Origin of the sequence: Parasphingomonas zepuensis (assembly GCF_036663735.1) — a bacterium.
Lineage (GTDB): Bacteria > Pseudomonadota > Alphaproteobacteria > Sphingomonadales > Sphingomonadaceae > Sphingomonas.
Genome location: NZ_JAXOJO010000002.1, coordinates 105,196 through 130,350, shown reverse-complemented (window position 1 = coordinate 130,350; position 25,155 = coordinate 105,196). Strand labels below are relative to the sequence as shown.

General features: G+C 63.9%; 26 protein-coding genes and 1 tRNA gene. 10 read left to right on the top strand and 17 right to left on the bottom strand.

Annotated elements, in window-relative coordinates:
* Positions 1-20 precede the first annotated feature (20 nt).
* A complete protein-coding gene (locus U1769_RS07145; RefSeq protein WP_332714112.1) occupies positions 21-1,013 on the top strand; it encodes an SMP-30/gluconolactonase/LRE family protein in 993 nt (330 codons plus the stop codon).
* Between the two features lie 2 nt (positions 1,014-1,015).
* On the opposite strand, the gene U1769_RS07140 is transcribed toward U1769_RS07145, so the two are convergent.
* Entirely contained in the window at positions 1,016-1,420 is a 405-nt protein-coding gene (locus tag U1769_RS07140; RefSeq protein ID WP_332714109.1) for a GFA family protein, read from the bottom strand.
* Positions 1,421-1,504: 84 nt separating this feature from the next.
* Between U1769_RS07140 and U1769_RS07135 the strand changes: the two genes are divergently transcribed.
* The 4 genes from U1769_RS07135 to U1769_RS07120 all read left to right on the top strand — a co-directional run bounded on the left by U1769_RS07135 (position 1,505) and on the right by U1769_RS07120 (position 4,676).
* Entirely contained in the window at positions 1,505-2,230 is a 726-nt protein-coding gene (locus U1769_RS07135) for a helix-turn-helix transcriptional regulator (protein WP_332714105.1), read from the top strand.
* Positions 2,231-2,410: 180 nt separating this feature from the next.
* Entirely contained in the window at positions 2,411-2,857 is a 447-nt protein-coding gene (locus U1769_RS07130) for a DUF2231 domain-containing protein (protein WP_332714103.1), read from the top strand.
* Between the two features lie 26 nt (positions 2,858-2,883).
* Positions 2,884-4,188, top strand: coding sequence for a PQQ-dependent sugar dehydrogenase (locus U1769_RS07125; RefSeq protein WP_332714100.1), 1,305 nt, complete (start codon positions 2,884-2,886; stop codon positions 4,186-4,188).
* A 47-nt stretch (positions 4,189-4,235) separates the two neighbouring features.
* Entirely contained in the window at positions 4,236-4,676 is a 441-nt protein-coding gene (locus tag U1769_RS07120) for a hypothetical protein (RefSeq protein WP_332714097.1), read from the top strand.
* Here U1769_RS07120 and U1769_RS07115 read toward each other — a convergent pair.
* The 5 genes from U1769_RS07115 to U1769_RS07095 form a co-directional block, all read right to left on the bottom strand.
* A complete protein-coding gene (locus U1769_RS07115; RefSeq protein WP_332714094.1) occupies positions 4,673-6,061 on the bottom strand; it encodes a DUF418 domain-containing protein in 1,389 nt (462 codons plus the stop codon). The genes U1769_RS07120 and U1769_RS07115 overlap by 4 nt on opposite strands.
* Before the next feature lie 260 nt (positions 6,062-6,321).
* Complete coding sequence (locus tag U1769_RS07110; RefSeq protein WP_332714091.1) at positions 6,322-7,917, bottom strand: isocitrate lyase; 1,596 nt, start codon at positions 7,915-7,917, stop codon at positions 6,322-6,324.
* 133 nt (positions 7,918-8,050) lie between these two features.
* Complete coding sequence (locus U1769_RS07105; protein ID WP_332714089.1) at positions 8,051-9,433, bottom strand: helix-turn-helix domain-containing protein; 1,383 nt, start codon at positions 9,431-9,433, stop codon at positions 8,051-8,053.
* A gap of 354 nt (positions 9,434-9,787) precedes the next feature.
* Positions 9,788-10,180, bottom strand: a complete 393-nt coding sequence (locus U1769_RS07100; RefSeq protein ID WP_332714086.1) for a type II toxin-antitoxin system death-on-curing family toxin — start codon at positions 10,178-10,180, stop codon at positions 9,788-9,790.
* A 4-nt stretch (positions 10,181-10,184) separates the two neighbouring features.
* Positions 10,185-10,430 (bottom strand): AbrB/MazE/SpoVT family DNA-binding domain-containing protein, encoded by a 246-nt coding sequence (locus tag U1769_RS07095; protein ID WP_332714083.1) that lies wholly within the window; start codon positions 10,428-10,430, stop codon positions 10,185-10,187.
* Positions 10,431-10,521: 91 nt separating this feature from the next.
* Here U1769_RS07095 and U1769_RS07090 point away from each other — a divergent pair, with 91 nt between their 5' ends.
* Together U1769_RS07090 and U1769_RS07085 are read left to right on the top strand one after the other, a co-directional pair.
* Complete coding sequence (locus tag U1769_RS07090) at positions 10,522-11,478, top strand: cation diffusion facilitator family transporter (protein WP_332714081.1); 957 nt, start codon at positions 10,522-10,524, stop codon at positions 11,476-11,478.
* Positions 11,478-12,089 (top strand): hypothetical protein, encoded by a 612-nt coding sequence (locus U1769_RS07085; protein WP_332714078.1) that lies wholly within the window; start codon positions 11,478-11,480, stop codon positions 12,087-12,089. The genes U1769_RS07090 and U1769_RS07085 overlap by 1 nt, the downstream gene beginning before the upstream one ends.
* Before the next feature lie 7 nt (positions 12,090-12,096).
* On the opposite strand, the gene U1769_RS07080 is transcribed toward U1769_RS07085, so the two are convergent.
* From U1769_RS07080 to U1769_RS07045, 8 genes are all read right to left on the bottom strand, one after another.
* On the bottom strand, positions 12,097-12,453 hold the full coding sequence (locus U1769_RS07080) for a hypothetical protein (protein ID WP_332714075.1): 357 nt from the start codon (positions 12,451-12,453) through the stop codon (positions 12,097-12,099).
* A 119-nt stretch (positions 12,454-12,572) separates the two neighbouring features.
* The gene (locus U1769_RS07075; protein ID WP_332714072.1) at positions 12,573-13,037 is read right to left on the bottom strand and encodes a hypothetical protein; all 465 of its coding nucleotides are present in this window, start codon (positions 13,035-13,037) and stop codon (positions 12,573-12,575) included.
* 897 nt (positions 13,038-13,934) lie between these two features.
* On the bottom strand, positions 13,935-14,156 hold the full coding sequence (locus tag U1769_RS07070; protein ID WP_332714069.1) for a DUF7336 domain-containing protein: 222 nt from the start codon (positions 14,154-14,156) through the stop codon (positions 13,935-13,937).
* Between the two features lie 25 nt (positions 14,157-14,181).
* Complete coding sequence (locus U1769_RS07065; RefSeq protein WP_332714066.1) at positions 14,182-14,454, bottom strand: hypothetical protein; 273 nt, start codon at positions 14,452-14,454, stop codon at positions 14,182-14,184.
* A gap of 347 nt (positions 14,455-14,801) precedes the next feature.
* The gene (locus U1769_RS07060) at positions 14,802-15,104 is read right to left on the bottom strand and encodes a DUF6968 family protein (protein WP_332714063.1); all 303 of its coding nucleotides are present in this window, start codon (positions 15,102-15,104) and stop codon (positions 14,802-14,804) included.
* 465 nt (positions 15,105-15,569) lie between these two features.
* Complete coding sequence (locus U1769_RS07055) at positions 15,570-16,274, bottom strand: DUF4893 domain-containing protein (protein ID WP_332714060.1); 705 nt, start codon at positions 16,272-16,274, stop codon at positions 15,570-15,572.
* Between the two features lie 86 nt (positions 16,275-16,360).
* A complete protein-coding gene (locus U1769_RS07050; protein ID WP_332714058.1) occupies positions 16,361-17,146 on the bottom strand; it encodes a 3-hydroxybutyrate dehydrogenase in 786 nt (261 codons plus the stop codon).
* A gap of 20 nt (positions 17,147-17,166) precedes the next feature.
* The gene (locus tag U1769_RS07045) at positions 17,167-18,321 is read right to left on the bottom strand and encodes a patatin-like phospholipase family protein (protein WP_332714055.1); all 1,155 of its coding nucleotides are present in this window, start codon (positions 18,319-18,321) and stop codon (positions 17,167-17,169) included.
* Positions 18,322-18,491: 170 nt separating this feature from the next.
* Here U1769_RS07045 and ypfJ point away from each other — a divergent pair, with 170 nt between their 5' ends.
* Positions 18,492-19,409: a KPN_02809 family neutral zinc metallopeptidase gene (gene ypfJ / locus U1769_RS07040; protein ID WP_332714052.1), complete on the top strand. Its 918-nt coding sequence runs from the start codon at positions 18,492-18,494 to the stop codon at positions 19,407-19,409.
* Positions 19,410-19,469: 60 nt separating this feature from the next.
* On the opposite strand, the gene U1769_RS07035 is transcribed toward ypfJ, so the two are convergent.
* The 3 genes from U1769_RS07035 to U1769_RS07025 all read right to left on the bottom strand — a co-directional run bounded on the left by U1769_RS07035 (position 19,470) and on the right by U1769_RS07025 (position 23,450).
* Positions 19,470-20,459, bottom strand: a complete 990-nt coding sequence (locus tag U1769_RS07035) for an NADP-dependent oxidoreductase (protein ID WP_332714049.1) — start codon at positions 20,457-20,459, stop codon at positions 19,470-19,472.
* A gap of 31 nt (positions 20,460-20,490) precedes the next feature.
* Positions 20,491-22,326 (bottom strand): DUF885 domain-containing protein, encoded by a 1,836-nt coding sequence (locus U1769_RS07030; RefSeq protein WP_332714047.1) that lies wholly within the window; start codon positions 22,324-22,326, stop codon positions 20,491-20,493.
* Between the two features lie 140 nt (positions 22,327-22,466).
* The gene (locus U1769_RS07025) at positions 22,467-23,450 is read right to left on the bottom strand and encodes a DUF2171 domain-containing protein (RefSeq protein ID WP_332714045.1); all 984 of its coding nucleotides are present in this window, start codon (positions 23,448-23,450) and stop codon (positions 22,467-22,469) included.
* A gap of 250 nt (positions 23,451-23,700) precedes the next feature.
* On the opposite strand from U1769_RS07025, the gene U1769_RS07020 reads away from it, so the two are divergent.
* Positions 23,701-23,776, top strand: a tRNA-Ala gene (locus U1769_RS07020).
* A gap of 55 nt (positions 23,777-23,831) precedes the next feature.
* On the top strand, positions 23,832-25,154 hold the full coding sequence (locus U1769_RS07015; protein WP_332714043.1) for an ATP-binding protein: 1,323 nt from the start codon (positions 23,832-23,834) through the stop codon (positions 25,152-25,154).
* Position 25,155: the final 1 nt, after the last annotated feature.

Genomic DNA, 25,155 nt, shown 5'->3' with positions numbered 1-25,155 from the left:
ATGAACACGGGGGGAAGACCATGAAGACTATCGCGAAGGCCGCCCTTGGCGCCTTGTTCACTTGCACGGCCGCCTCGGCGCAGCAAACGACCCCGCCCACCCCGCCCCCGGCGCAACAGCCGTTCGTCGCGGGCACACCGCTGGGCGTGACGGCGGACGGCAAATTCTCGGCCATCTCGTCCAACGTGAAGGTGTTCGGCGCTCTCGTGAATGCCGAGAGCTGCAGCTACGATCCGACGCGCAACCTCATTATCGCGGTGAATCGTGGTGCGGCGCAGAACGAGGCGCCGAACGACGGCTTCGTTTCGCTGATCAACCATGACGGCTCGGTCCACACCGCCCGCTGGATCGGGGTGAACCGCAACGGCCTGGTGCTGAATCAGCCCTTCGGCAGCGACGTCCATGCCGGCAAGCTCTATCTCGCCGACAGCGACGGCGGCACCGCCGATGGGGCGAAGCGCGTCTCCGTGATCCGCCTCTTCGACCTCGCGACCGGCGCCCCCGCCGGCGATATCGCCAGCCCGGACGTCGCCTGGCTCAACGATATCGCGGTGGCGGCCGACGGCACGATCTACGGATCGCAGACCGGCACCGCCGACGCCCAGACGCCGTGGCGCATCTATCGCATCACGGCTGACGGCAAGACGTCAGTCTTCCTCGACGGCGCGCCCTTGTCCCGGCCGAACGGCGTCGCGATCGACCGCGACGGCAATATCGTCGTGGTGAATATCGGCGACGATGCGGTGCTGACCTTCTCGCCGGCCGGCAAGCTGGTCCGGACCGAGCATGCGGCGCAGCCCGGCAATGACGGCATCGTCATCATGCCGGACGGCACCAAATATGTCAGCAGCGTGGTGAACGGTGGCATCTCACGCCTCCGCCCCGGCCAGCCGGTTCAGCTGATCGCGACCGGCATCCCGAGCGCCGCCTCGATGTGCCACGATGTGGCCGGCAACCAGCTGGTCGTGCCGATGAACCCCAACAATGCGCTGGCGTTCGTGAAGCTCGACTAACGCTACAGATAGGACGTGATGGCCGGTGGCTCGAACCAGCGATTGTCGCGACCATTGGAGTAATGCACCGGCACGCTCGCCAGCTCTTCGGGCGTGACGTCGTCCAGACAATTGACCGCGATGCTGACGAAGTCGCCGCCGATCGCCTCGACATGGCCAGCGCCGAACGGCGCGCAGCCGCATGTGGTGCAGAAGCGGTGATGGAGGGAAAGCGTGCCGAACTGATAGTCGGACAGAGCCTCCTGTCCCTGAATCAGGCGGAACGCATCGGGCTTGATGTTCACGCCCCAGGCCCGACGCTTGGTGCAGATCGAGCAATTGCACCGCCCCGTGCCGGCCGCGAGATCGAGATCGGCTTCGAAAGTGACTGCGCCGCAGTGGCAGCTGCCATGATAAGTCCTGAGCATCGTTTTTCTCCCGTGGTTGCGGGGTCGACATACTGCCATGCTGCTGACAGCATGGTGGCAGCATCCCTCCGTTAAAGCTCCGCCATGCGCCGCGCCGACCGCCTGTTCGAGATCGTCCAGATCCTCCGCCGCGAGCGGCGCCCGATCACTGCCGATGCGATCGCGGCCGAGCTCGAAAGCTCGAAACGATCGGTCTATCGTGACATCGCAGCGCTGATCGGCCAGCGCGTGCCGATCCGCGGCGAGGCGGGGGTCGGCTATGTGCTCGAGGGCGGCTTCGACCTGCCGCCGCTCATGCTCAATCCCGAGGAAGTCGAAGCAGCGGTGCTGGGCGCGCAATGGGTGGCGGGGCACGGCGATGCCGCGCTCGCCCACGCAGCCCGCAACCTCATCGCAAAGATCGCCGCGGTGGTGCCGCCCGAGATGCGGCCCCTGCTCGACGATCCCGCCGCCCGCACGCCGCCGGCCTGGCGCATGCCGGAGGATGCGGTCGACGCTACGGAGCTGCGCCACGCGATCCGGGCCGGCCGCAAGATCGCCTTGTCCTATCGCGCCGAGGACGGCCGGCTGACCGAACGCACCGTCTGGCCGGCGCTGCTAGGCTATCACGACAGTGGACGGATTCTGATCGCCTGGTGCGAGCTGCGCGAGGATTTCCGCAGCTTCCGGCTCGATCGCATGCTCGTCGCGGACATTCTCGATACGCGTTACCCGACCCGGCCGGCGCTGCTGCGCGCGCGCTGGCTGGCGCAAATCCAGCGTGAGGGACCGCCTGGCGATGTGGATTCAACCGCGACGAGAAAAGTCTAGAACCGGCCCCGGCAAGTAACAGGGATAATGCCGTAAGAACCTCGCAAAGGCCGGCGTAACGTGCTCGACATGAAGAATTTGTCATGTGCTGCAGACGCATTGGCCGGAACCCTCGACGACCCGGATCGTACTAGCGCCACCTCGGGACCGTGCTTTCCCGATGGGACAGGACGACCGATGATGACCGATACCCGGCAACCCACCGCCACGGTGGCAGGACATCCCCTTCACATTTTGCTGGTGCCCATCCCGATCGGCTGCTTCGTGGCGACCCTCGTGACCGACATCATCTACGCGCTGACCGCCAACATGTTGTGGGAAACCATGTCGGTGTGGCTGTTGACGGCAGGCCTGATCTTCGCCGGGCTCGCGGTCGTCGCCGGGCTGATCGACTTCGTCTTCAGCCGCCGGATCCGTGCGCTCAAGCCGGCTTGGCCCCATCTCGTCGGTAATGCGATCGCGGTCGTGCTGTCGCTGGTCAATGCCTTTGTTCACAGCCGCGACGGCTACACCTCGGTCGTGCCCACCGGCCTTACGCTGTCCGCGATCGTCGTGCTGATCCTCGCCTTCACCGGCTGGATGGGCTGGAAAATGGTTCACCGCGACGGCGTCGGAGCGGCCGCGTGATGCGCCCGCTCAATCAAGGAATCCCCATGCGCGCATCGCTCATCCTCCTGTCCGGTGTAGCCATGAGCCTCGCGGGATGCGGCGGCAGCAAACCGGCCGACCCGAGCACGCAGATCGGCGCCAACCCGGTCCTGCCCGCGCCGCAGCAATATCTTCTGCCACCGATACGCGTGGCCAAGCCAGTCGCCTGGGCCAAAGGCGAGACGCCAAGCGTCGCGCCCGGGCTGAAGATCGCAGCGCTGGCGACCGGCATGATGCATCCGCGGCAGCCCTATGTCCTGCCCAACGGCGACATCCTGATCGTCGAAAGCAGCGGGCCGTCCGAGCCGATCCATCGTCCCAAGGACATCGTCATGGGGATGGTGCAGAAGCACGCCGGCGCAGCGGCCCAGGGCGGCAACCGGATCATCCTGTTCCGCGACGCTGACGGCGACGGCAAGCCAGAGCTGCACACTGTTTTCCTGGATCGGCTCACCTCGCCTTTCGGCGTCGCCTTGGTCGGCCATGATCTCTATGTCGCCAACACCGACGCGGTCATGCGCTACGCCTATGTCGACGGCGCCACCCGCATCGACGGCGCCGGTACGAAGCTGACCGATCTGCCCGGCGGCCCGATCAACCATCACTGGACGAAGAGCCTGGTGGCGAGCCCGGACGGTTCGAGACTCTATGCCGGGGTCGGATCGAACAGCAACATCACCGAAAACGGCATCGCCGCCGAAGCCGGCCGCGCCGCGATCTGGGAGATCGACCGCGTGACGGGCGCGCACCGCATCTTCGCCAGCGGCCTGCGCAATCCCAACGGCCTGACGTGGAACCCGCAAAGCGGCAAGCTGTGGGCAGTCGTCAACGAGCGCGACGAGATCGGCCCCAATCTCGTTCCCGATTACCTGACCTCGGTGCAGCGCGGCGGGTTCTACGGCTGGCCCTACAGCTATTACGGCCAGCATCTCGATGCGCGGGTCAGGCCGCAACGTCCCGATCTCGTCGCCCGCGCGATCGTCCCCGATTACGCGCTCAGTTCGCATGTCGCGCCGCTCGGGCTTGCCTTCTACACCGGCGCCAACCTGCCCGCCCAATATCGGAACGGTGCGTTCGTCGGCGAACATGGCAGCTGGGATCGCGATCCGCTCAACGGCTACAAGGTCGTGTTCGTGCCCTTCGCCGGGGGAAAACCCAGCGGCCCGGCGCAGGATGTCGTGACGGGCTTCCTGAATGCGAAACAGCAGGCGCGTGGCCGCCCGGTCGGCCTGGCGGTGGACAAGGCCGGCGGCCTGCTGATCGCCGACGATCTCGGCAACACGGTGTGGCGGGTCACCAGGGCGAGCTGAGCAGGCCCCCGCTTGCCGCCGATCTTGGCCCCAGCTAGGTCTGCGGCATGAAAGCCAAGACCCAGCAGGCGCTGCGCCGCTATCACCTGTATATCGGCATGTTCCTGGCGCCGGCGATCATCTTCTTCGCGCTCAGCGGTGCGTTGCAGACGTTCCGCCTGCAGGAGGAGAAAGGCTGGGGAAGCACCCCGCCGGCATGGATCGTCTGGCTGGCCAGCGTCCACAAGGACGATCGCCTCCCGCAGCCCAAGGCGACGGACGCCGACGAGCATGCGAAACCGGCAGCGAAGCCTGCCCCCAAGGTCGCGCAGAAGCCGAAACCATCCGCGCTACCGTTCAAGATATTCGCGGCGTTGATGTCGATCGGCCTGATCCTCTCGGCCGTGCTCGGCATCGTCATCGCGCTGAACAGCCGCGCCACCCGGCTGGTCTCGACTGTCATGCTCGCCGCCGGTGTCGTGGTGCCGATCCTGCTGCTCAAGATCTAGGCGGCCTGCTGTCGCAGCATCGGCTGGCGCTTCCGGTAGACCAGCGAGCGCCAGACCCATTCAAGCGGGCCATAGGCAAAACTGCGAAGCCAGAGCGCACTCGCGGCAAGGTTTAGCGTCCAAACCGCGACCACCACATAGACCTGCTGATAATATTCGAGCGCCCCGTAAAGCTTCCAGGGGCCCCAGGCGAAGACGAACTGACACAGCAGGCTGGTGAGAATATAGTTGCTGAACGCTGTCCGGCCGACATTCCCCAAAGCCGCGGTGACCGGCGCGAGCCAGCCGTTGCGAATGATCAGCAGCAACAGCGAGGCGTTGGCGACCGCCCCGGCGACGACTTCGAGCGTATAGGGAAGATACAGCCAGCGCGTAGCCGCCGCCAGCGAGAAGCCGCCGGCATGGGCCATCGTCATGCCGACCAGGACGATCGGCATCGAGATCGCGTATCCCAGCGCCGCCGTCGCCATATAGCGGCGTCCCGATCGCGCACCGGCCAGGAAGCCGGTCTTGTAGAGCCCCATGCCGAGCAGCATGTTCCCGACGACCTCCAGGAACATGCCGCTGCGGAAATAGCCCATCAGGGAATCCAGATACGTATCGGCGCGCGGCGCGATGCTCTGGACATAGGGAAGCCTCCCCTCCCGGATGCTTTCTGCGGTTTTCGCCGGAAGCCGGGACCGCTCCCGTTCGTCGGCCTCCAGCGCGGCGCGTTGCTGCGGGGATGGAATGCGGTGCGCGGCAAGCGCGGCCTCACCGTCGGCGCGCAGGCGTTCGGCCGCCAGCACCTCCGGCGCATGGACGGTGCGCGCGACCCCGAAGGTGCCACCGAGGATTCCGATCGACAGGCCCAGAATGACAAGGGGCCGTGCCGCGAGGCGGCGCAGGGGATACAGGAACAGCAGCGCGACCAGGGCGTACCGCGTCAGGATATCGCCATGCCAGATCAGCGTGCCGTGCAGCAGGCCGAAGACCAGCAGCCACAGGTTGCGCCGACAAAAGATGCCGAACGCCGTTCCGGGCGGGCCGCGCCGATCCAGCCTTTCGGTCAGCAATACGATCCCGGCGCCGTACAGGATCGCGAACAGCGTCCGCATCTTGCCTTCGAAAAACATCCATTTGATCGTCACGATCGCGAGATCGAGCTGGGCATGCCAGCCAACGAATGCCGGCTTGCCCGTTCCCATCGGCACGTCGTGCAGGATGGCCGGACCACTGAACGTCTCGATGTTTAGGAAGAGGATGCCGAGGAGCGCAAAGCCCCGCAGCACATCCAGCGCGACGATCCGCTGGCCGAGCAATGTCGGGCCGGCGGCGGGCGGCTTGCGACCCTTATTGTGAGACAATGTCGGGTGGAACAGCGTAACGGTCGAACTGTTTTCCATCGTCACCGCCACGACGATGCGGAAACGAACGACATGTTTTCAGGCCGGCGCGCGGCGCTCGGGGAAGGCGGAACCATGGTGCGCTCCTGCGATTGGGAGAGGCTCCGATCGCAAGGGCGGGCTGCAAAATCGCTGCAAGCCGGGACAAACATGCTGCAACGGTAGCATTTCATCGGCCAGCGGCGGTGGCGCGCCAGACGCTGCAACAGAAACGGCCCGGGGCTTTAGCCCCGAGCCGTTCTCGCACCGGATCGTCAGCGTTACGCCGCGAACTGGTTCATCGTATTATGCGCGCCGCCCGCCTTCAGCGCGGCTTCTCCGGCGAAATATTCCTTGTGATCGTCACCGATGTCGGAGCCGGACATATTCTGGTGCTTCACACAGGCGATGCCCTGGCGGATCTCCTGGCGCTGCACGCCGAGGACATAGCCGAGCATGCCGGCCTCGCCGAAATACTCCTTCGCCAGATTGTCGGTCGACAGCGCGGCCGTGTGATAGGTCGGCAGCGTGATCAGGTGATGGAAGATACCCGCCCGCTTCGCGCTGTCCGCCTGGAAAGTGCGGATGCGCTCGTCGGCTTCGTCGCCCAGCTCGGTGCCGTCATAATCGACGCTCATCAGCCGCGCGCGATCATAAGCGGAGACGTCCCTGCCCTGCTCGACCCAGGCATCGTACACCTGCTGGCGGAAGTTCAGCGTCCAGTTGAACGAGGGTGAGTTGTTGTAGACCAGCTTCGCGTTCGGGATCACTTCGCGGATGCGGTCGACCATGCCGGCGATCTGCTCGATATGCGGCTTCTCGGTCTCGATCCACAGCAGGTCGGCGCCGTTCTGCAGCGAGGTGATGCTGTCGAGCACGCAGCGATCCTCGCCGCTGCCGGCGCGGAACTGATAGAGGTTCGACGCAAGCCGCTTCGGCCGCAGCAGCTTGCCGTCACGGTTGATGATGACATCGCCGCTGCGCGCATTCTCCGGCGTGATCTCCTCGCAATCGAGGAAGCCGTTATACTGGTCGCCCAGATCGCCGGGCGTGTGGCTGATCGCGATCTGCTTGGTCAGGCCGGCGCCGAGCGAGTCCGTGCGCGTGACGATGATGCCGTCCTCGACGCCCAGTTCCAGGAAGGCGTAGCGGCAGGCACGGACCTTCGCGAGGAAGTCCTCGTGCGGCACGGTGACCTTGCCGTCCTGGTGGCCGCACTGCTTCTCGTCGGAAACCTGGTTCTCGATCTGCAGCGCGCAGGCGCCCGCCTCGATCATCTTGCGCGCGAGCAGATAGGTCGCTTCGGCATTGCCGAAGCCGGCATCGATATCGGCGATGATCGGCACGACGTGAGTCTGGTAATTCTCGACCGCGGTCAGCAGTTGCTTCTCCTTGATCTGGTCACCCGCTTCGCGCGCGGCATCGATCTCGCGGAACATCATGCCCAGCTCGCGCGCATCGGCCTGCCGCAGGAAGGTGTAAAGTTCCCCGATCAGCGCCGGCACCGAGGTCTTCTCATGCATCGACTGGTCGGGCAGCGGCCCGAATTCGGAACGCAGCGCCGCGATCATCCATCCGGACAGATAGAGATAGCGCCGCTCGGTCGAGCCGAAATGCTTCTTGATGGCAATCATTTTCTGCTGGCCGATGAAGCCGTGCCAGCAGCCCAGCGATTGCGTGTAGTTGGCCGGATCGGCGTCATAGGCCGCCATGTCCTTGCGCATGATCGCCGCCGTGTAGCGCGCGATGTCGAGCCCGGTCTGGAAACGGTTCTGCAGGCGCATGCGGGCGACCGACTCAGCGTCGATCCCGTCCCACGTACCGTTCTTGCCGCCGATGATCTGGCGCATTTGCGTGATGTCGCTTTGGTAGGTCACAGTCCGTCCCTCGCTTGATGATGGCGAGATCGGTACACAAATTGACAGCCTTTCGCGCTATTCCACTAGGGAGTAGTGCGTCACCGTGTCACAAAATGCTGATTTGTTCTGTAATCTTGTAAATACCTGACACTCAATCGCCGCCGAAAGTGAACGGCGAGACGCCGCGCTCCCGCTCGTTGATCAGCAGCGTCCGCCCCATCGGTGGCGCCGACCGTTGCGGGCATTTCTCGCGAATGCACGCCCGGCACCCGAGCCCGATCGGCGTCGCCGGCCCGGCCAGATCGATCCCGCGCGCGACGGCGAGCGATCCGGCGAACGCCGCGGCGACACCAAGCCCGACCGCGAACTCGACCGGCACCGCGCCGTAGCGCCCACCCTGCGGTGCGACCGTGCGCGCCATGGTGAGCCACCGCGCCCCGTCCTCCAGCTCCACCAGCTGCACGGCGAGACTGCCCGGCCGGTCGAACGCGTGGTGCACGCGCCATAGCGGGCACCGCCCCTCCGCCTCGGCCAGCGGCGATCCGCTCGCGCCGGAAAAGCGCTTCGAGGCCTGGCCGGCCCGGTCGATCCGAACCAGGAAGAAGGGCAGACCCCGCGCGCCAACGCGCTGGAGCGTCGACAGGCGATGCGCGACCTGCTCGAAACCTGCGCCGAAGCGCCGTTGCAGCAGTTCCAGATCATAGCCGGTCGCCTCGCACGCCCGCAGGAACCGCGCATAGGGCATCATCACCGCGGCGGCGAAATAGCTCGCGAGATGCCGCCGATAGAGCCGCTCCGCCGCGCGATCGGCAAAGCCGGCGCCCTTGGCCAGCGCGTCGATCTCGCCGCGCGCCTCGATCTGGGCCAGCTGGAAGGCCGCAGCGAAGGTCCGCGACGCCGGATCGAGCGTCTCGCTCAGCTGCAACTGCCGGGCGTGGAGATCGAGCCGGCGCAGCAGATCGGGCATCACGTCGACTGGCAGGATGCGGATGGTCAGCTGATGCTTGACCCGCAACCGTTCTGCGATCGCGCCGTAAAGATCGCCCGCGCCGAGCCGCAACTCGTCAGCGAGCTTTTCCGCCGCCGCGTCGAGATCGGCGAAATGCCCGCGCCACCGCTCGATCTCGCGCCGCACCTCGACGATGGGATCGCTTAAGTCCGAGGGGCCCGCGCCCGCGCCGATCCGATCATAGGCGCGCGCAAATGCCTCCGCCCCGCCCGGCGCACCGGCCAGCCACTCCTCGAGCTCGTTGCGGTCCACCTCCAGATCCGCGAACATCGGATCCGCAAGCCGCCGCCGGATCGCCGCCTCGCCGCCACCCGGCTCGCCGGCGGCAAGCGCGCGCGGATCGAAGTCGAAGCTTTCGGCCAGCTTCACGAGCAGGGAGGCCGACAAGGGCCGCTGATTGCGCTCGACCAGGTTGAGATAGCTGGGCGAGATCGTCAGCGCCTCCGCCATTGCCGCCTGAGTCAGGCCGGCCTGCCGCCGCAGGCGTCGCACCGCATGGCCTGCAAAGAGTTTCCGGTCCGCCATAGTGTCTTCCCTGCGAGGCCTGGGCCGGGTTGAGGCCGCGCGCCGGAATCGCGAGAGATCTGCGTTCTGTCAATAGTTTACAGAATTTCAACGCCAGGACCGGCCGCAACGACAACCCGACATCGGCGCGGTCGGGAAGCTGCCTGACTTGCGCCCGACACAGCGATAGGTGCCGCCAGGACAGCCCGCGCGGCTGCCTGTTGTACTGTGCGTCACGATAGGAAGCCGCCCAAGCGGTGCCTTGAAAGTTTCCTGGGGAGGAAAGGATGCCCGCCGGCGGAAACGCCGGCGGGCATTTCCATGTGCGACGATGAAGTAGCTGCTCGACAAGATCCCAGTAGGAATTCTTCACGGTCAGGCCGCTCGAGTGGCGTGCTCCCGAAACCAGGTCGCCAGGGCCTCGACCGTCAACTCGCCTGCCGCGAGCGCGAGGAAAGTGGTGACGAGTTCGACATCATCGCAATCGAGCATATGGCCGTTCAGCGCCAGGAACGTCTCGCTCACCACCAGGGCGGTCCTTTTATTGCCATCCACGAAAGGATGGTTGCGCGCGATCCCGAAGGCGTAGCTCGCCGCGAGATCGGCAATATCGGGCTCGCCATAAGCGATCAGATTGAGCGGGCGCGCCATGGCGCTTTCCAGCATGCTCATATCGCGAACGCCGGCCGCACCGCCATGCTCGGCAAGCTGCTCGCCGTGCGCGGCAAGCGCAACCGCGATATCGACCCAGACCCACTCCTGCGCCATGCCGTTATTTGGCGAGTTCGCGCAGGGCGTTGCGACGGCGCTTCATCACCGCGCGCGCAAGTTCCATCTGCTCCGCAAAGCCCCCATCATGCCGCCGGATCTGGATCCCCCCCGGCGTATCGCTAAGGTCGATCGAATCGCCTGCCTCGACGCCCAGCTTTGCCAGCACCTCCTTGGGCAGGATCACGCCCATCGAATTGCCGATCTTGATCAGCTTCAACTTCTTCGAGGTTTTCATCGGTGCGTTCATACGTATGTTATAACACGCGACCGTGGATCGTTTCAATCGCTGGTGCGCTCCCGCCTTCTGCGCGTAGATGGCTGCAGAAGGGAGCTTGATATTGGCGACGACGAAGCAAGGCTCCAACCTCGTCATCTATGCGGCGCTGGCCGCCAATCTCGGCATTGCCGCGGCGAAGTTCGTCGCGGCGGCGATTTCCGGTTCCTCCTCGATGCTGACCGAAGGCTTCCACTCGGTCGTAGACAGCCTCAACCAGCTGTTGCTGCTGTACGGCCAGCGCCGCGGCCGGCAGCCGCCGGACCGCGAACATCCCTTCGGCTATGGCCGCGAGCTCTATTTCTGGAGCTTCGTCGTCGCCATCCTGATCTTCGGGGTGGGCGCGGGCGTGTCCGTCTATGAAGGGTGGATGCACATGGCCGAGCCCGAGCCATTGCGCGATCCGACGATCAACTATGTCGTACTCGCGATCGCGTTCGTCATGGAGGGCGCGTCGTGGCTGTTCGCCATGCGCGAATTCGCCGGATCGGTGCGCGGGAGTGGCTGGTGGCAGGCGGTGCGCACCTCGAAGGACCCGGCCGGCTTCATCGTGCTGTTCGAGGATTCCGCCGCGCTGGCCGGCCTGCTGATCGCGGCAATCGGCGTCTGGGCAAGCCATGCCTGGGCCGATCCCCGCATCGATGGCGCCGCGTCCATCGCGATCGGCCTGCTGCTCGGCGTGGTCGCGGCGCTGCTGGCACGCGAGGCCAAGGGCCTTCTGATCGGCGAGGGTGCCGATCCGGCGATCGTCGCGAAAGTGCGCGCGATCGTCGATGCGCGCCCGGAAATCACCTGGGTCAACCATGTCCGCACGATCCACACCGCGCCCGACAGCATCTTCGTCGCGATCAGCGCCGATTTCCGCGACACGCTGCCCATGGGCGCGGCGGAAATATTGATCGAGGGGATCGAGATGGAGCTCAAGGCAGCGATCCCGACCCTGTCCTCCATCTATATCCGGCCCGAGCGCCGGGAGGATGCCGCGATCCTGCACCCAGTCGAAGACGCCGCCGGCCGTTGATGCGGACCAGCCGCCGCGAGTTGCTGGCCGGGGGCCTTTGCGCGACGATCCTGCCTGTTCCTGCCCTGGCGCTGGAGCCGCATTTCCGGATCGACTGGCAGGGCGCCCCGGAGACACCGGAGATCGCCACCGCGCTTGCCGCCCAGATCGCCCTGATCGAGGCGCTGCCGATCGATCCCGCCATCCTCGCCTTCTTCGCGTCTCAGCGCATCGCGGTCGACACCATGCCCGGCAGCATGTCGCGCATCGGGCCGGACGGCATTCATTTCGAACGGCGCGCGGTGCCGGCGGACAATCCAGTGCTGCTCCATGAGATGCTGCACCGCTATCATCTGCTGCGTTTGCCGGGCGGGTATGAGAATGCCGAGATACTCCGTTTCTACGACAGCGTGCGTGCGGCCGGCCTTTATCCGCCCAGCGCCTATATGCTCAGCCACCCGATCGAGTTCTTCGCGATGACGGCAAGTGCTGTGCTGTACGTCCAGTTGTCGCGCCCGCCCTTCTCACGCGCCGAGGTGGCGACTAAATCGCCGGAGCTTTACGCGTGGATCGTAAGGGAGTTCGGGCTTCGAATTAACACAGCAATCCGGAATTCTCGCCTATTCTATTAAACATAAACTATGTGACAATGTACTTAGATCTATAAATACCGACGAATACTGAAATACAAAAAACAGCCGACGTAGCGAACAATCTGATCGGAAATTTATTTATCTTCATTTGTGCCGCCATGATAAAGACCAGAAATGCGGCCAACAATAAATTACCATTTACGCTGATGAATGATGTAATCAGGAAAAGAAGTATCCCCCATGGAGCAATAAGAAACAAATCTGAATTAAAACCTACATTTCGCCCGATACTGATTTCATAAATCGCCGCAATAATCCCGCAAATTGCGACGCTCATCAGAAATGAAAATAAAATTTCCACTAACGTACGGCCAACTTTTCGCATTTTGCCTTCCCCCAGCATCAAGAGCGAAATTCGTAATGCTAAATTACTTATTTTCGTGATCAGCTACCTCCGATGAAACGCGGCCGCTGCATGGGCCAACGGGAGGATCGGAAGTCGCGAAGGAGTTATCAGACGCGTCAACGACCTATGTTATCGTTGGCTATCGATCGAATGATTGCTAGCAGCCCCTCATCTGCGCCCAGCGATTGAGCATCGCCCATCCATTCCAATTCCAGCACGCTGTCGGCTGTGCGCGGGCAATCCATCGACGCGATAAGGGCCCTGAGTGCATCATTTACAGCCTCTACAGATTTGGTCCTTATCGCCTCACGGACATAATCCACCGCCACGGAATTTATTATTGTCTTTTCCTGAATCGCAATATTCAGAGCTTCCTTAGCCGCCGCCAACCCCAAAAAAAATTGACCATCGGAAATCAATGCTTGAGAATAGTTGGTCAACGAAGTTAATTCACTGAATTCCGAGTGCTTTTCTTTTGCAAATTCTACTTCGAGATCCGACCGTTCACAAAACTTACACTCAAATACAATATGCTCGTATATTTGATATCTTTCGTCGGAATCTGTTTCGGAAGCGAGCATGGAGAGTAAGACAGATACACTGGTTGGGACCTGCCTCCCGTTGCGTGCGACCTCCGTATTCCGGACACGCGCTAGCCGTTTAAGCAGTGCAACCCTTTCATCCGGTTTCATTTTAACCACTCTTACCGTTTGAGGAGCGGCGCGGTGAGACAGCCGTCAATCGTGTATCCGGGCATGGCGGTAGCTGCGATTCATCAAGAAACCGTGCCCACAAATAGTTTGCCGGATTGGTCGGCGGAGTGGTTGCCGCCCGGGAAAGGATCTTTGTAGACCTAGGGACACCCTATCGTGATGCCCTCCTAGACCGGCGCCCAATGAGCATCCTCCCGTGATGGGCCCGAGGGCGTCGAAGTGATATCGACGCGCTGGTCCTGGCCACGGATTTTCGCCGGAGATGAGAAAGAGCGGCACCCCCAGGCGAGTGCGCAGAGACAGCCATTTAGCTGCGCGGCCGACGCAATTGAATCGAGCGCACCGCAGCGGCGTGTTGAAAATGTCATGAGGGTTGCTGACATTTTCGATTCCGCATAAATTGCACAATTTATTTGTTATATTAGTACTTTAAGCGACATACGTGACGGGGCATGGTCGAAATGCGCCTGACATTCACACGTCTTTGAATAGGTCCGCCGTCGGCCGGGGCAGCGCGTCCCGAGCCATTCCCGACACGTCTAACCCCACACGCCGACGCAGCTGGCGCATAGAAGAAGATGGAATTGGACCGTCAGCACCGCCTCAGCGTGAAGCTCGAGATATAAAGAGCAGTCGGCGCCCCAAAAATACACGCTCTCACGCCTATCGCCACGACATAAAATGTAGCGACCGCAGGGACTATCCGTGTATCCATGTGCCGCCGCGTAAAAAAAATCACTCATCCGTTAATTACACCACAGCCCGTCATCGGTGTTTTATGGTTACGTAACCCTCACGCCAGTGATCTTCATCAACCAAATACTTATCTATACAAAACCCACGCGGACTATCCTTAAACCCAATAAGCTTCACTGTACGGTTAACGGCATCTTGGGCATTTTTCATGTCCGAATATACGCCTATAAATTTTACATCTTCCTCTCCGTCTTCCAGTTCATGAACATGCTGTACGACAAAAACGTCCACCTACTGGGCCCCTTCCTCCAATAATTCAATTTTCAGGAAATTTTTCGAGAGATGCGTTAATTTCGCTTTTCAGAGATTTTATATGAAAGGAAACATGAAGGATGTAATGTACATCGAGATCTATCAAGAAGCTTTCCAGCTCCTCTGGTGTCATCAGACCGGTTTCTCTTTTTTTGACCTCGGACAGCAACCACTCACTCGCCTCGATCAAATCATGCAAATCAACGCGCATGCGCGAAAGGGCAGCATCGTCGGCAACATATGGGCGCAGTTGCTCGATAAACCCGAGCCTCTTCATGATTTCTGACATGGAAAACGGGCCTCGACGAGCAGCAGGATTCGCAGTGACCTCCAGCAGGGTGGCACTTCATGGCAGAAACATATTACCGCCTTCACACCAGCTGCCGAAACGCCGTATTCGCCCGTCATCCGGCCATCGCCGTCCCAATCAATGGTGGTGTCGGATCGGTCGCCTAGCAGGCCAGTTGCCGCCGCTGATTCGACCGCTCGTCATCGAGGTCGCGGTCGATTTTGGGTGACTGCGGGGCGAATTTCACGATAAAGCGCCCAATGTAAATCAAGTGTGGTTGCACGGAATGTCGCAAATTCGGCGACGCAAGCCTGGCGCCGGCCCAGAATCTAAAATCAAGACCACCTATAATTATCTATTTTCGAACGAGAATATTCAGTCCTATCTGGCCATTCGATCCTGAATGAATTTTCTCTTTCAAATATCAACACATCCATCAAATGCAGCGCATAAGTCATCGCTCCCAAGCCATCAATTCCGAATGACCTCATTGCCATTTCAGACAAAACGCCCTCTGAATCAACGTTACAAACATACTCATCTCCGATCTTTTCCGGTGACGATATGGTTATACAGAATCCTTTTTCACGTCCGTCAGGGTAAACAGCCAGTAACTGCCGCTTGAGCTCATTTCCCATTGCCGGCCCTCGCCCTCCGATATTTAAAGAAATAGAGGTGTGGCGATATTATCCAAGCAACCTCGTTACGCGCGCTTAAAATACCTATAGGTGCGGCACTATGCAGTAATTCGGTGAGTTTAATCTATGGCTTCGAGCCTTTCGGCACTCTTCCCGATGGAGTTCACGACAAGCGTAACGCCGACCGCCTCGACGATCTTTCGCACGGTCGAGTTAACAAAGATTCTCCTGACGCAAAGGTGTGCCGCTAGCATCGACAATGACCAGCACGTCGCCCGCAGGGACTTCGCGCGTCGATGTGCCAGCATCGGCATAAGGGTTACTCCCCCATCAAGCCCGATCTGATCAGCTGGCTATATATAGCGCTCGGCGGTAGAATCTCAGCGGGGCCGCATCCGGCAGGCGACCTGACCTTCGCGGCACCATCGGGGCAGCGCCCCGCCACGCGTCATGACGAGCGGCGCGCTATTCCGCCGGGACCAGCTCCACGACGTCCACGATCGATTCGAACTTCGGCCAGGGCAGCACCAGCCGCCAGCGCTTCTCGCCGACGCGCTCGACGTAACCTGCCATATCGCGGCCATCGTCGCGGCCGTAATCGATCGGCTTCTTCTCGTCGCCGAACATCATCGTACCGAGGAACACCTGGCGCGATCCGCCGTCCGGAAACAGCAGGCCGATCGGCCGCTGCGATCCGCCGACCTTGTACAGGCTCGATACTTCGCCTTCGTCGTTGATGCGGCATTCATAGGGCGGATAGGCGGTGAAATCGCGCATCGCGGTGCCATTCGCGCCCAGCTTGAACACGCGGCAGCGATAGCGTCCGGCGGGCGGTGCGGCGTTGCTCAGCGCGCGATCAGGCTCGAACAGCGCGCCCTGCCCGGTCAGTTCGGCGGAGCGGCCGGCCGTGCGGATCTTGCCGAGCGCGGTCACCCAGGCGTTGCGCCAGGTGCGCAACCGCTCGCGGTCGCGGTCGGTCGCCACCATATGCCAGTCCATGCTCGTCACCTTCAGCGTGACCGGCAAGGGCGGCAACGGTCGCACTGGCTTGGGCGGCGTCGTCACCGGCACGACCACCGGCGCCGCGGCAATCGCGACGGGCTTGTCCACCTTGCCGCCGCAACCGGCCAGCACTGCGCAGCCGCACAGGCCCAGGGTAAGTCTTTTCAAGGCGACCGGTTCTTTCTTGTAGCGTACGCGCAACTAACCATGCCGCGTCCGGCTTGCCAACCCGGAAGAACCCGTAGGGCTCTCCGTCAGGCCGCGGTCCATCCCCCGTCCATCGACAGATTGGCGCCAGTGATCGACCGCGCCTCGTCCCGGCACAGGAACAGCGCGAATGCGGCGACCTGTTCGGCGGTCACGAACTCGCGGGTCGGCTGGGCGGAAAGCAGCACGTCGTTCAGCACTTGCTCGCGCGTCAGTCCCCGCGCCTTCATCGTATCGGGGATCTGGTTTTCGACCAGCGGGGTCCAGACATAGCCGGGCGAGATGCAATTGACGGTGATGCCATCCGTCGCCGTCTCCAGCGCGATCGTCTTGGTCAGGCCGGCGATGCCGAACTTCGCCATCACATAAGCGCTCTTGTTCGGGCTCGCGACCAGCGAATGGGCCGATGCGGTCGAGATGATCCGGCCCCATTTCGCGGCCTTCATATAGGGCACCGCCGCCTGCATCATGTACCAGGCGGAGGTCAGGTTGATCTTGATGATCGCCTCGAACTTGTCGGCCGGGAAATCCTCGATCGGCGCGACATGCTGGATGCCGGCATTGTTGATGATGATGTCCGGCCCGCCAAGCTCGTCATGGCAGCGCCGGACCATCGCGGCGATCGCCGCCGGATCGGTCATGTCGGCCGCGTCGTACAGCGCCTTCGCGCCGCTCGTGGCTTCAAGCGCGGCGCGCTCGGTCTCGATCGCCGCCGCGTCGCCGAAGCCGTTGATCATCACGCTGGCGCCCTCGCCCGCCAGCACCTTGGCATAGGCCAGCCCGATGCCCGAGGTGGAACCAGTGATGATCGCGCTCTTGCCCTTGAGGAACATGGCTTTCTCCGTCGTTGAAGTCAGATGGTCGGGGTATGTGCCGTCAGGTCGAACGCCGCGCTCTTGCCGGTCTCGATATTCGCCGCGACCAGCCGCGCGTTGACCATCGTCTCGTTCACCGCCGCGTGCCCGGCATGCCAATGCTCGCGCATCGTGCGCGCGGAAAATTCGAAGTCGCGCGATCCGCCTTCCCAGGCATTGGTGCGATAGATCAGCTGGACGAGATTGACCGGATGTTCCGCCGAATTCGCCGCCAGCGCCAGCACGTCGGGATCGTCGCGCAGGGCGGCCGGCAGCTTGGCCAGCACCTTGCGCGCGATCTCGCGGTCCTTGCGGATGCGCATCACCTGGTCGGACACTTGCCGGGTCCGGCTGGAGAAGCGAATTTCCTTTTCGCGCGCCGCCACGTCCATGATCGTCCTCGGCCGCTCGGTCGCCGCAGCGAACAGATCGACCTGAAAGGCGAGCAGCGGCTCGGTCTGGTGATCGAGCACATGCGTGAGCGGGGTGTTGGAGACGAGCCCGCCGTCCCACCATAGCCGCCCGTCGATCTCGATCGGCGGCAGGCCCGGTGGCAGCGCGCCGGAGGCCATGATGTGGCGCGCGTCGATCCGCGTATCGGTCGTGTCGAAATAGGCGAAATTGCCGCTTTCGACATCGACCGCACCGACCGACAGGCGCACTGGCCCGCTGTTCAGCAGATCCCAATCGACCAGCGCATCGAGCGTCTCCTTCAGCGGCGCTGAATCGTAGAAGCTCAGCGCTTCCGGCGTGCCCGGCACGGCGAACACCGGGGACACCCGGCGCGGGGCGAAGAAGCCCGGCACGCCCGCCATCATCACATAGCCGGCCGACCATTCGTGCAGCCATTCGCGCAGATGATCGTCGGGGTAGATCGGGAAGCTCGGCAAGGAGGAGGTCACCATGTCCCAGAAGGCAGTGAGCATCTCGACTCGCTTGTGCGGCGGGTTGCCCGCGAAGATCGCCGCGTTGACCGCACCGATCGAGATGCCGGCGACCCAGTCGATCTCGATCCCGCTCGACGCCAGACCCTCGATCACCCCGGCCTGATAGCTGCCCAGCGCGCCGCCACCCTGCAACACCAGGGCGACGCATTCGGGCAGCGGCAGCGCGTCGGCTTGGCGCAGCGGCCTGGGATGTTTCGCATCGGCCATCAGCGCGCACATGCGCCGCCGGGGCGACGGGATCAACGGCCGTTTTGATGAAAAACGCGTCATGCATCGCCCGCGCGCCACACGGCGCGCGCGGGAATCTGCGCGACGCTTGCAACAACCAGGGCCGCCGCGCATTCATGCCGCATCGGCAACGACCCCGGGAAACTCCAATGCGGCTCGACGATTTCGATCCCAACATCAACGTAGAGGATCAGCGCGGCCAGGGCGGCGGCCTGGGGTTCGGCGGCGGCGGCGGTGGCGGCGGCATGCTGTTCGGGCTGCTGCCGCTCGTGTTCAGCCGGTTCGGCTGCGGTGGCGTGGTCGTGCTGCTGATCCTATTCGCCGTTTTCGGCGGCGGTCTTCCCTCGATCCTCGGCGGCGGCAACCAGCTTTCCGCTCCGACGGAGCAGGCCGGGCAGCCCAAGGCCGGCACCGATGCCGCTTCGAGCTGTTCGCTGAACGCCCAGAGCAAGGCCGCGTGCAACGCCTTCAGTTCGGCCGACAAGACTTGGGCCGCGCTGTTCTCGCGCAGCGGCGAACGCTTCGCCCAGCCCAAGCTCGTCTTCTATGGCGGCCAGGGCCAGTCCGGCTGCGGCGCGGCGCAGAGCGCGATGGGGCCCTTCTATTGCCCGAGCGACCGGGGCATCTATCTCGACACCAGCTTCTTCGACGAACTCGGCACCCGATTCGGCGCGAAGGGCGATTTCGCGCAGGATTATGTGATCGCCCATGAATTCGGCCATCATATCCAGAATCTGCTCGGCACTTCGGACCAGGTTCAGCAGCAGATGGCCCGCGCCAGCCGCACCGAGGGCAATGCCCTGTCCGTCCGGCTGGAACTGCAGGCGGATTGCTATGCCGGCGTCTGGGCCGCGCAGAATCGCGACCGGATGGAACCGGGCGACCTCGAGGAAGGCATGACCGCCGCCCAGGCGATCGGCGACGACACCTTGCAGAAAGAAGCGCAAGGGCGCGTCGTGCCCGACAGCTTCACGCATGGCAGCTCGGCGCAGCGCATGGCCTGGCTCAAGAAGGGGCTTGAGACCGGCGATCCGGCACAATGCGATACGTTCGCCGGCGCGATCTGAGCCGGCGTAGCCCCGACTTGTCGTCCCCGCTCGAATGCGGGGACGACAAGGGGGATCAGGTCAGAGCCTGACCAGCATCTTGCCGGTATTGCCGCCCGAGAAGAGGCCCAGGAACGCCTCCGGCATCGCTTCGAGACCGTCGAACACCGTCTCCTGGCTCTGCAGCTTGCCCTCCTTGAGCCAGCCGCCCATCTCGCGGTAGAATTCCGCCGCGTTGGCCATGAAGTCGCTGACCAGGAAGCCCTGCACGCGGATGCGCATGCCGATCAGCCGGGGCAAATAGCGCAGCTCGGTCGGGTGGCTGCTGTTATAGACGTCGATCATCCCGCAAATGGCGAAGCGCGCGTGCAGGTTCGCCGCCGCCAGTGCCGCATCCAGATGCTCCCCGCCGACATTGTCGAAATAGACGTCGATCCCCTGCGGTGCTGCCGCCAGCAGCTTCTTCACCAGCGACCCGTCTTCCTTGTAATCGATCATCGCATCGGCGCCGAGTGACTGGCACCAGCCGCATTTCTCACTGCCGCCGGCCGATCCGATCACCGTCATGCCTTTGGCCTTGGCGATCTGCACCACGGTCGATCCGACCGCGCCAGCGGCGGCGGAGACGAACACCGTCTCTCCGGGCTTGGCCTCGGCGATCTTGAGCAGACCGTAATAGGCCGTCATGCCGGGCATGCCGAGCTGCCCGAGAAAGGCCTGTGGCGGCGCGTCGAGCGGCGGGACTTTCTGGACGAAAGCGGCCGGCACCACGGCCTCGTCCCGCCAGCCCAGCATGTGTTGGACGATATCCCCCACGGCGATGCCGTCGGCGCGGCTCTCGATCACCTCGCCGACCGCGCCGCCCTGCATCGCTTCGCCGAGCTGGAACGGCGGGGCATAGCTTTTCACGTCGTTCATGCGGCCGCGCATATAGGGGTCGACCGACAGCCAATGATTGGCGATGCGCACTTCGCCCTCGGCCAGCGGGGTGTGCGGCAGCTCGATGAATTCGAAATCGCCCGTCATGGGCATGCCGTTCGGGCGGGACTTGAGGCTCCAGGCGTGCGCCATCTCTTCTCTCCTTTGTTCTCGTTCAGTCGGTTTAGCTGTTGGCGTAGCGCTCGACCACCTGCCCGAGCAGGGTGAGCGGCACGTTGCCGGTCTTCACGACGATATCGTCATACGCCTTGAGATCGAACCGCGCACCCAGCTTGGCCCTGGCGCGATCCCGCAGGCGATTGATCTCGTTGTGGCCCATCTTGTAGCCGCAGGCCTGGCCGGGCATCGCGCAATAACGCTGCAATTCCGAAGTGAGCTGGCCGGCGGGCATGCCCGTCGCCTCCTGGAACCAGGCGAGCGCCTGGGCAAAGGTCCAGCGCTTGGCGTGAATGCCCGTGTCCACCACCAGCCGGCACGCGCGGAAATTCATCGATTGCAGATAACCGATCCGGCCGAGCGGATCGTCGTCATAGCTGCCAAGCTCGTCGGCGAGCTGTTCGGCATAGAGCGCCCAGCCTTCCGAATAGGCGTTGAACGCGAGCAGCGACCGGATCAGCGGCAGCCGATAGCTGTATTCGCCCTGCCAGATATGGCCGGGGATGCCCTCAGGATGGCACAGCGTCGGCAAGGCGTAGCGCGGCCAGGTCGCCGTGCTCTTGAGGTTGATGTAATAGATGCCGGGCTGCGATCCATCCATCGATCCGGGGCCGGCATAGCCATTGGGCGCCCCGTCCTGGATCGCAGGCGGCACGCGTCGGATGACGAGATCGCCCTTCACCAGCGTGTTGAACGCGCGCGGCAGCCGCGTGCGGATATCGGCGATGCGGCCGGCCAGATAGGCGAGCAGCTCGGCGCGGCCGGCATCGGTATCGGCGAAGAGCAGGTCCGGGCGCTTGCTCAGCGCGGTCAGCCGCTCGCCGACGCTGCCTTTGGTAAGCCCCTGCGCCTTCAGCAGGACGTCGATCTGCGCATTCAGCGCCCGGTTCTGTTCGAGCCCGAGCTGATGTAGCTGTTCCGGCGTGCGATCGGTGGTGGTGCCCGCCTTGACGAGCCATGCGTACCAGGCGTCGCCACCGGGTTGCGCCCACAGGCCCGGCGTCTCGCCCGCCTTGGGGCGAAGCTGGGCGAACGCCGCGATCTGACGCTGCAGCGCCGGCAGCACCTTTTCCGCGGCCAGAGCCGAAGCCCGGGCTGCGGGTGCGGTCGGCAACCCCGCTTTGGCGCATTTGTCCGCGAAGCTCCTGACGATCGACCAGTCAGCGACTGGCTGCGCCGCCATGTCCCGGATGATGCCCGCGGTGATATCGTTGAGGAAGCCCGGCATGATCGCGCCTCGGGCGCCGTCATCGAGGATACGCGCGGTCTCACCGTCGACGGCGGCGGCCATATGCTCGATGCGGGATAGATAGGCGTCGGCGTCGACCGCATCGGCCACGTCATGCTTGTTTTCGAGCAGGTCCGGCAGATCTGCGTACGCGCCGCCGAGCTGAGTCACGACATAGGGCGTATTGCGGAAATTATAGTTCGCGTTGAGCACTGCGACGTCGCCGACCGGCATCGTCCGCCAGCCTTCCACCGCAAGGGCGTAGGCGGCTTGGGCGGTATCGACGTCGAGCGCCACAGTGGGCGACAGGGCCGTGCGATCGACTGCCTGAAGCTGCGCGAGACGCTTGCCCGCCCGGGCAGCCCGATCCCGATCGCCGGCCTTGCTTCGATCGGCGAAGCGGCTGCGCAGCGCAGGCCGCTTGCCCTTCTCGATGCCCAGATAGAGCGCATTTTCGGGATAATCGGCCAGCAGCTCCTCGGAGATTGCATCGAGCAGCGCCGACGCGCCCGCATCCCCGGTCATGGCGGCCCAGCCAGGCAACGCGGCGGCCACGCCAAGCGCGCCTGCGCCAATCATCAGTTCGCGCCTGGTCGTGTGCATGGAGGTCCTCATGTGGTGCACCCGATAGTCGCCGGGGACGCGGCGGAAAGCAATGCATCGCCTCCCACGCATACGACAAGGCCCTCTCCCGTGTCGCCGGGAGAGGGCCCGTCATGTCACGGCCCGCAACGCTGCGGACGGCTAAGCGCGCCTCAATAGGTGCCGGAGAAGCTTCGGTTGAGGTTGCGCGGGCCCTTGCCCGCCTCCTCGTCGCGGTCTTCTCCGAAAAACGCGCCGCGTTCCTCGTCACGCCAATGCGCCTTCGCGTCCTCGGCGGTCTTGCGGATCGTCACCTTGTCGTCGACCGACTGAATCCAGCGCGATGGGATCGAATGATGCCGCCCGCCTGCATCGGCATCGCTCTTGGTCAGTAGGATGCGGTCGCCGCGCACCTTGTCGACCGTGCCGACATGCTCGCCGTCGGAACCGACCACGTCCATATGTTCGGCGACCTTCGACAGTGAGCCGCGCTGAGTCTGGCGCTCGGTGCGCCAGCTGCCGAACTCGGCTTCGAATTTGGAACGGTTCTCGCGGCGATATTCGTCATAATCGCGGTCGAGCGCCTCGATCTGCGAGCGGCGCCAGCTGTGATAATCGTCATCGCGCGCATAGGGGCTGTCCCAGCGCCCGCCGCCCTCGCGTCCGTCAAGGCGAGAATCCATCTCGCGGCGGCGCTCGGCTTCCTCGTCACCGAACCAGGAGCGGACTTCGTCGCCCGCGCGGCTGAAGAAGTCGCGATCTTCATGATCATGGACCGCCGGTCGACCGTGATCGCGGCGCCGGCCGTGGGACTCCCCACGGTCGCGGTCGGACTCGGCAAAGCGATGCCCGTCCGCTCCGTAGCTGCCGCGATAATCGCCCTGGAACCCGTCATCGCGGGAATCGCGGCGCTGCGGCCCGGCCTGTCGCTGCTCGCGCTGGGCATAGCCGGCATTCCCATATTCGCGGGGGCCATAGTCGCGACGGCCATCGTCCCGTCCGCGCCCACGATCGAGCGCCCCGACTGCCTGATATTCGCGCGCGCTCGAATAGCTGTAATCCTGGCCCGAACCGAAATCGCGCGTGAAGCCGCGTTCCCCGCTGTCCGAATAATCGGCCTGGGTCTCAGTGTTCCGGAGATAGCGTCCATTCTCCATGACGGCGTCCTTCCTTCCATTCTGCGGTGGCGGCGGACGGCGCTTGCCGCGTCCGCTCGACCGTACAAAAAAGGATCGAAAGCCGTGTTTGTTCCGATAGTTATGGGGCCGTAGCGATATCTCGCCGCACCGGCCGCGCGGTTCGCCGCATCGAAAGTTCGGGAGGGGCCGGCGATCCGGTTGCATCGCCCGAAAAGGCTCGCTAAACGCGCGCTTCCGGCTGGGAAATTCCATCTGGCCGGGGTGGAGCGGGGCTGTAGCTCAGATGGGAGAGCGCTGCAATCGCACTGCAGAGGTCAGGGGTTCGATTCCCCTCAGCTCCACCAGACCTGCCGTGCCGGTCCCGATCGCACCCGCCTTTCCAACGCCGCCGGCCCGCCGATGACCCGGATGATCGCGCCGGCGACGTGGCGCCGCGATCGTCAGCCATCGCTATCCGGTGTCGGGCCGAGCCACCGCGGCGCCCGCAAGTCATGGGCGCGCGCGATGCCGCTGCTCGTCGGCATCGTCGTGATCTCGACCGTCGTCCTGTTCGTCCGCGCCGAGTTCGCGCCGATCGTCGATCCGGTCCTGCTCGACGGATGGCTCGCTTATATGGGTGCCTGCGTGGTCTTCCAGGTGGCGACCCTCGCCGCGTCGATGGTCCCGCGCTGGCGCGCCGCACGACCGCGGCTGTTCTGGGTGCGGCTGGGGCAGATCACCTCGATCGCCTTTTGCGCCGGCATCGTCGCCAGCGTGTGGATCCTGATGCCGCCCGCCAACGACATCCTCCGCCTGCTGATGATCATCCTGTGCATGTGGTTCATCGCCATGGTGATCATCCTGAACGCCGATCGCCTGTCGATCCTCGGCGCGCTGGCGGTCGTGGCGTCGATGGCGGCCTTCACGCTCGTCTATGACATCCAATATGCCATCCCGCTCGCCGGCTTCCTCATCATGGAGGGCATCGCGCTGGTCATGATCCGCCGCCTGATCTGGCGCGCCGCCGAGACGCGGGAGGCGGCGCTGCAGATCGTCCGCAAGGAACGGGATGCCAAGACGCGGTTCATCGCCTCGGCCTCGCACGACCTGCAACAGCCGCTGCAGGCCGCCAGCCTGTATTTCGACCAGATCCTCGACAGCACCGATGCCGGCCAGCGCGAGCGGGCGATCGCCGGCGCACGCGGCGCCTTCGCCTCGACTCAGCGCCTGCTGGAAACGATGCTCGACCATCTGCGGCTCGAGGCGGGCGCGGCGCCGGTCCGGATCGAGCCGGTCGCGCTGGACGATCTGCTGTCAGCGATCGCGCTCGAACATGGCGCGGCCGCACGCGCCGCCGGCATGCGGATCAGGATGGTCTCCACCAGCCTCGGCGTGCTCGGCGATCGTGCGATGCTGACGCGAACCATCGGCAATCTGGTGACCAACGCGGTCCGGCATGCCCAGGGCGAACGCATCCTGGTCGGGGCGCGCCGCGCGCGCGGCCGGGCCGAGCTCTGGATCATCGACGACGGCAACGGCATCCCGGCGGCGGATGTCGCCACCATCTTCGACGATTATGCGCAGGGCGCGCAGCATCGCGGGGCCGAGCGCGGCGGGTTCGGCCTTGGCCTCGCCTCGGCCCGGCGCATGGCGCACCTGATGAGCGGCACGATTGATCTCGATCGCCGCTGGACGAGCGGCGCTGCCTTCGTCCTGCGCTTGCAGCTGGCCGATCCGGCCTGAG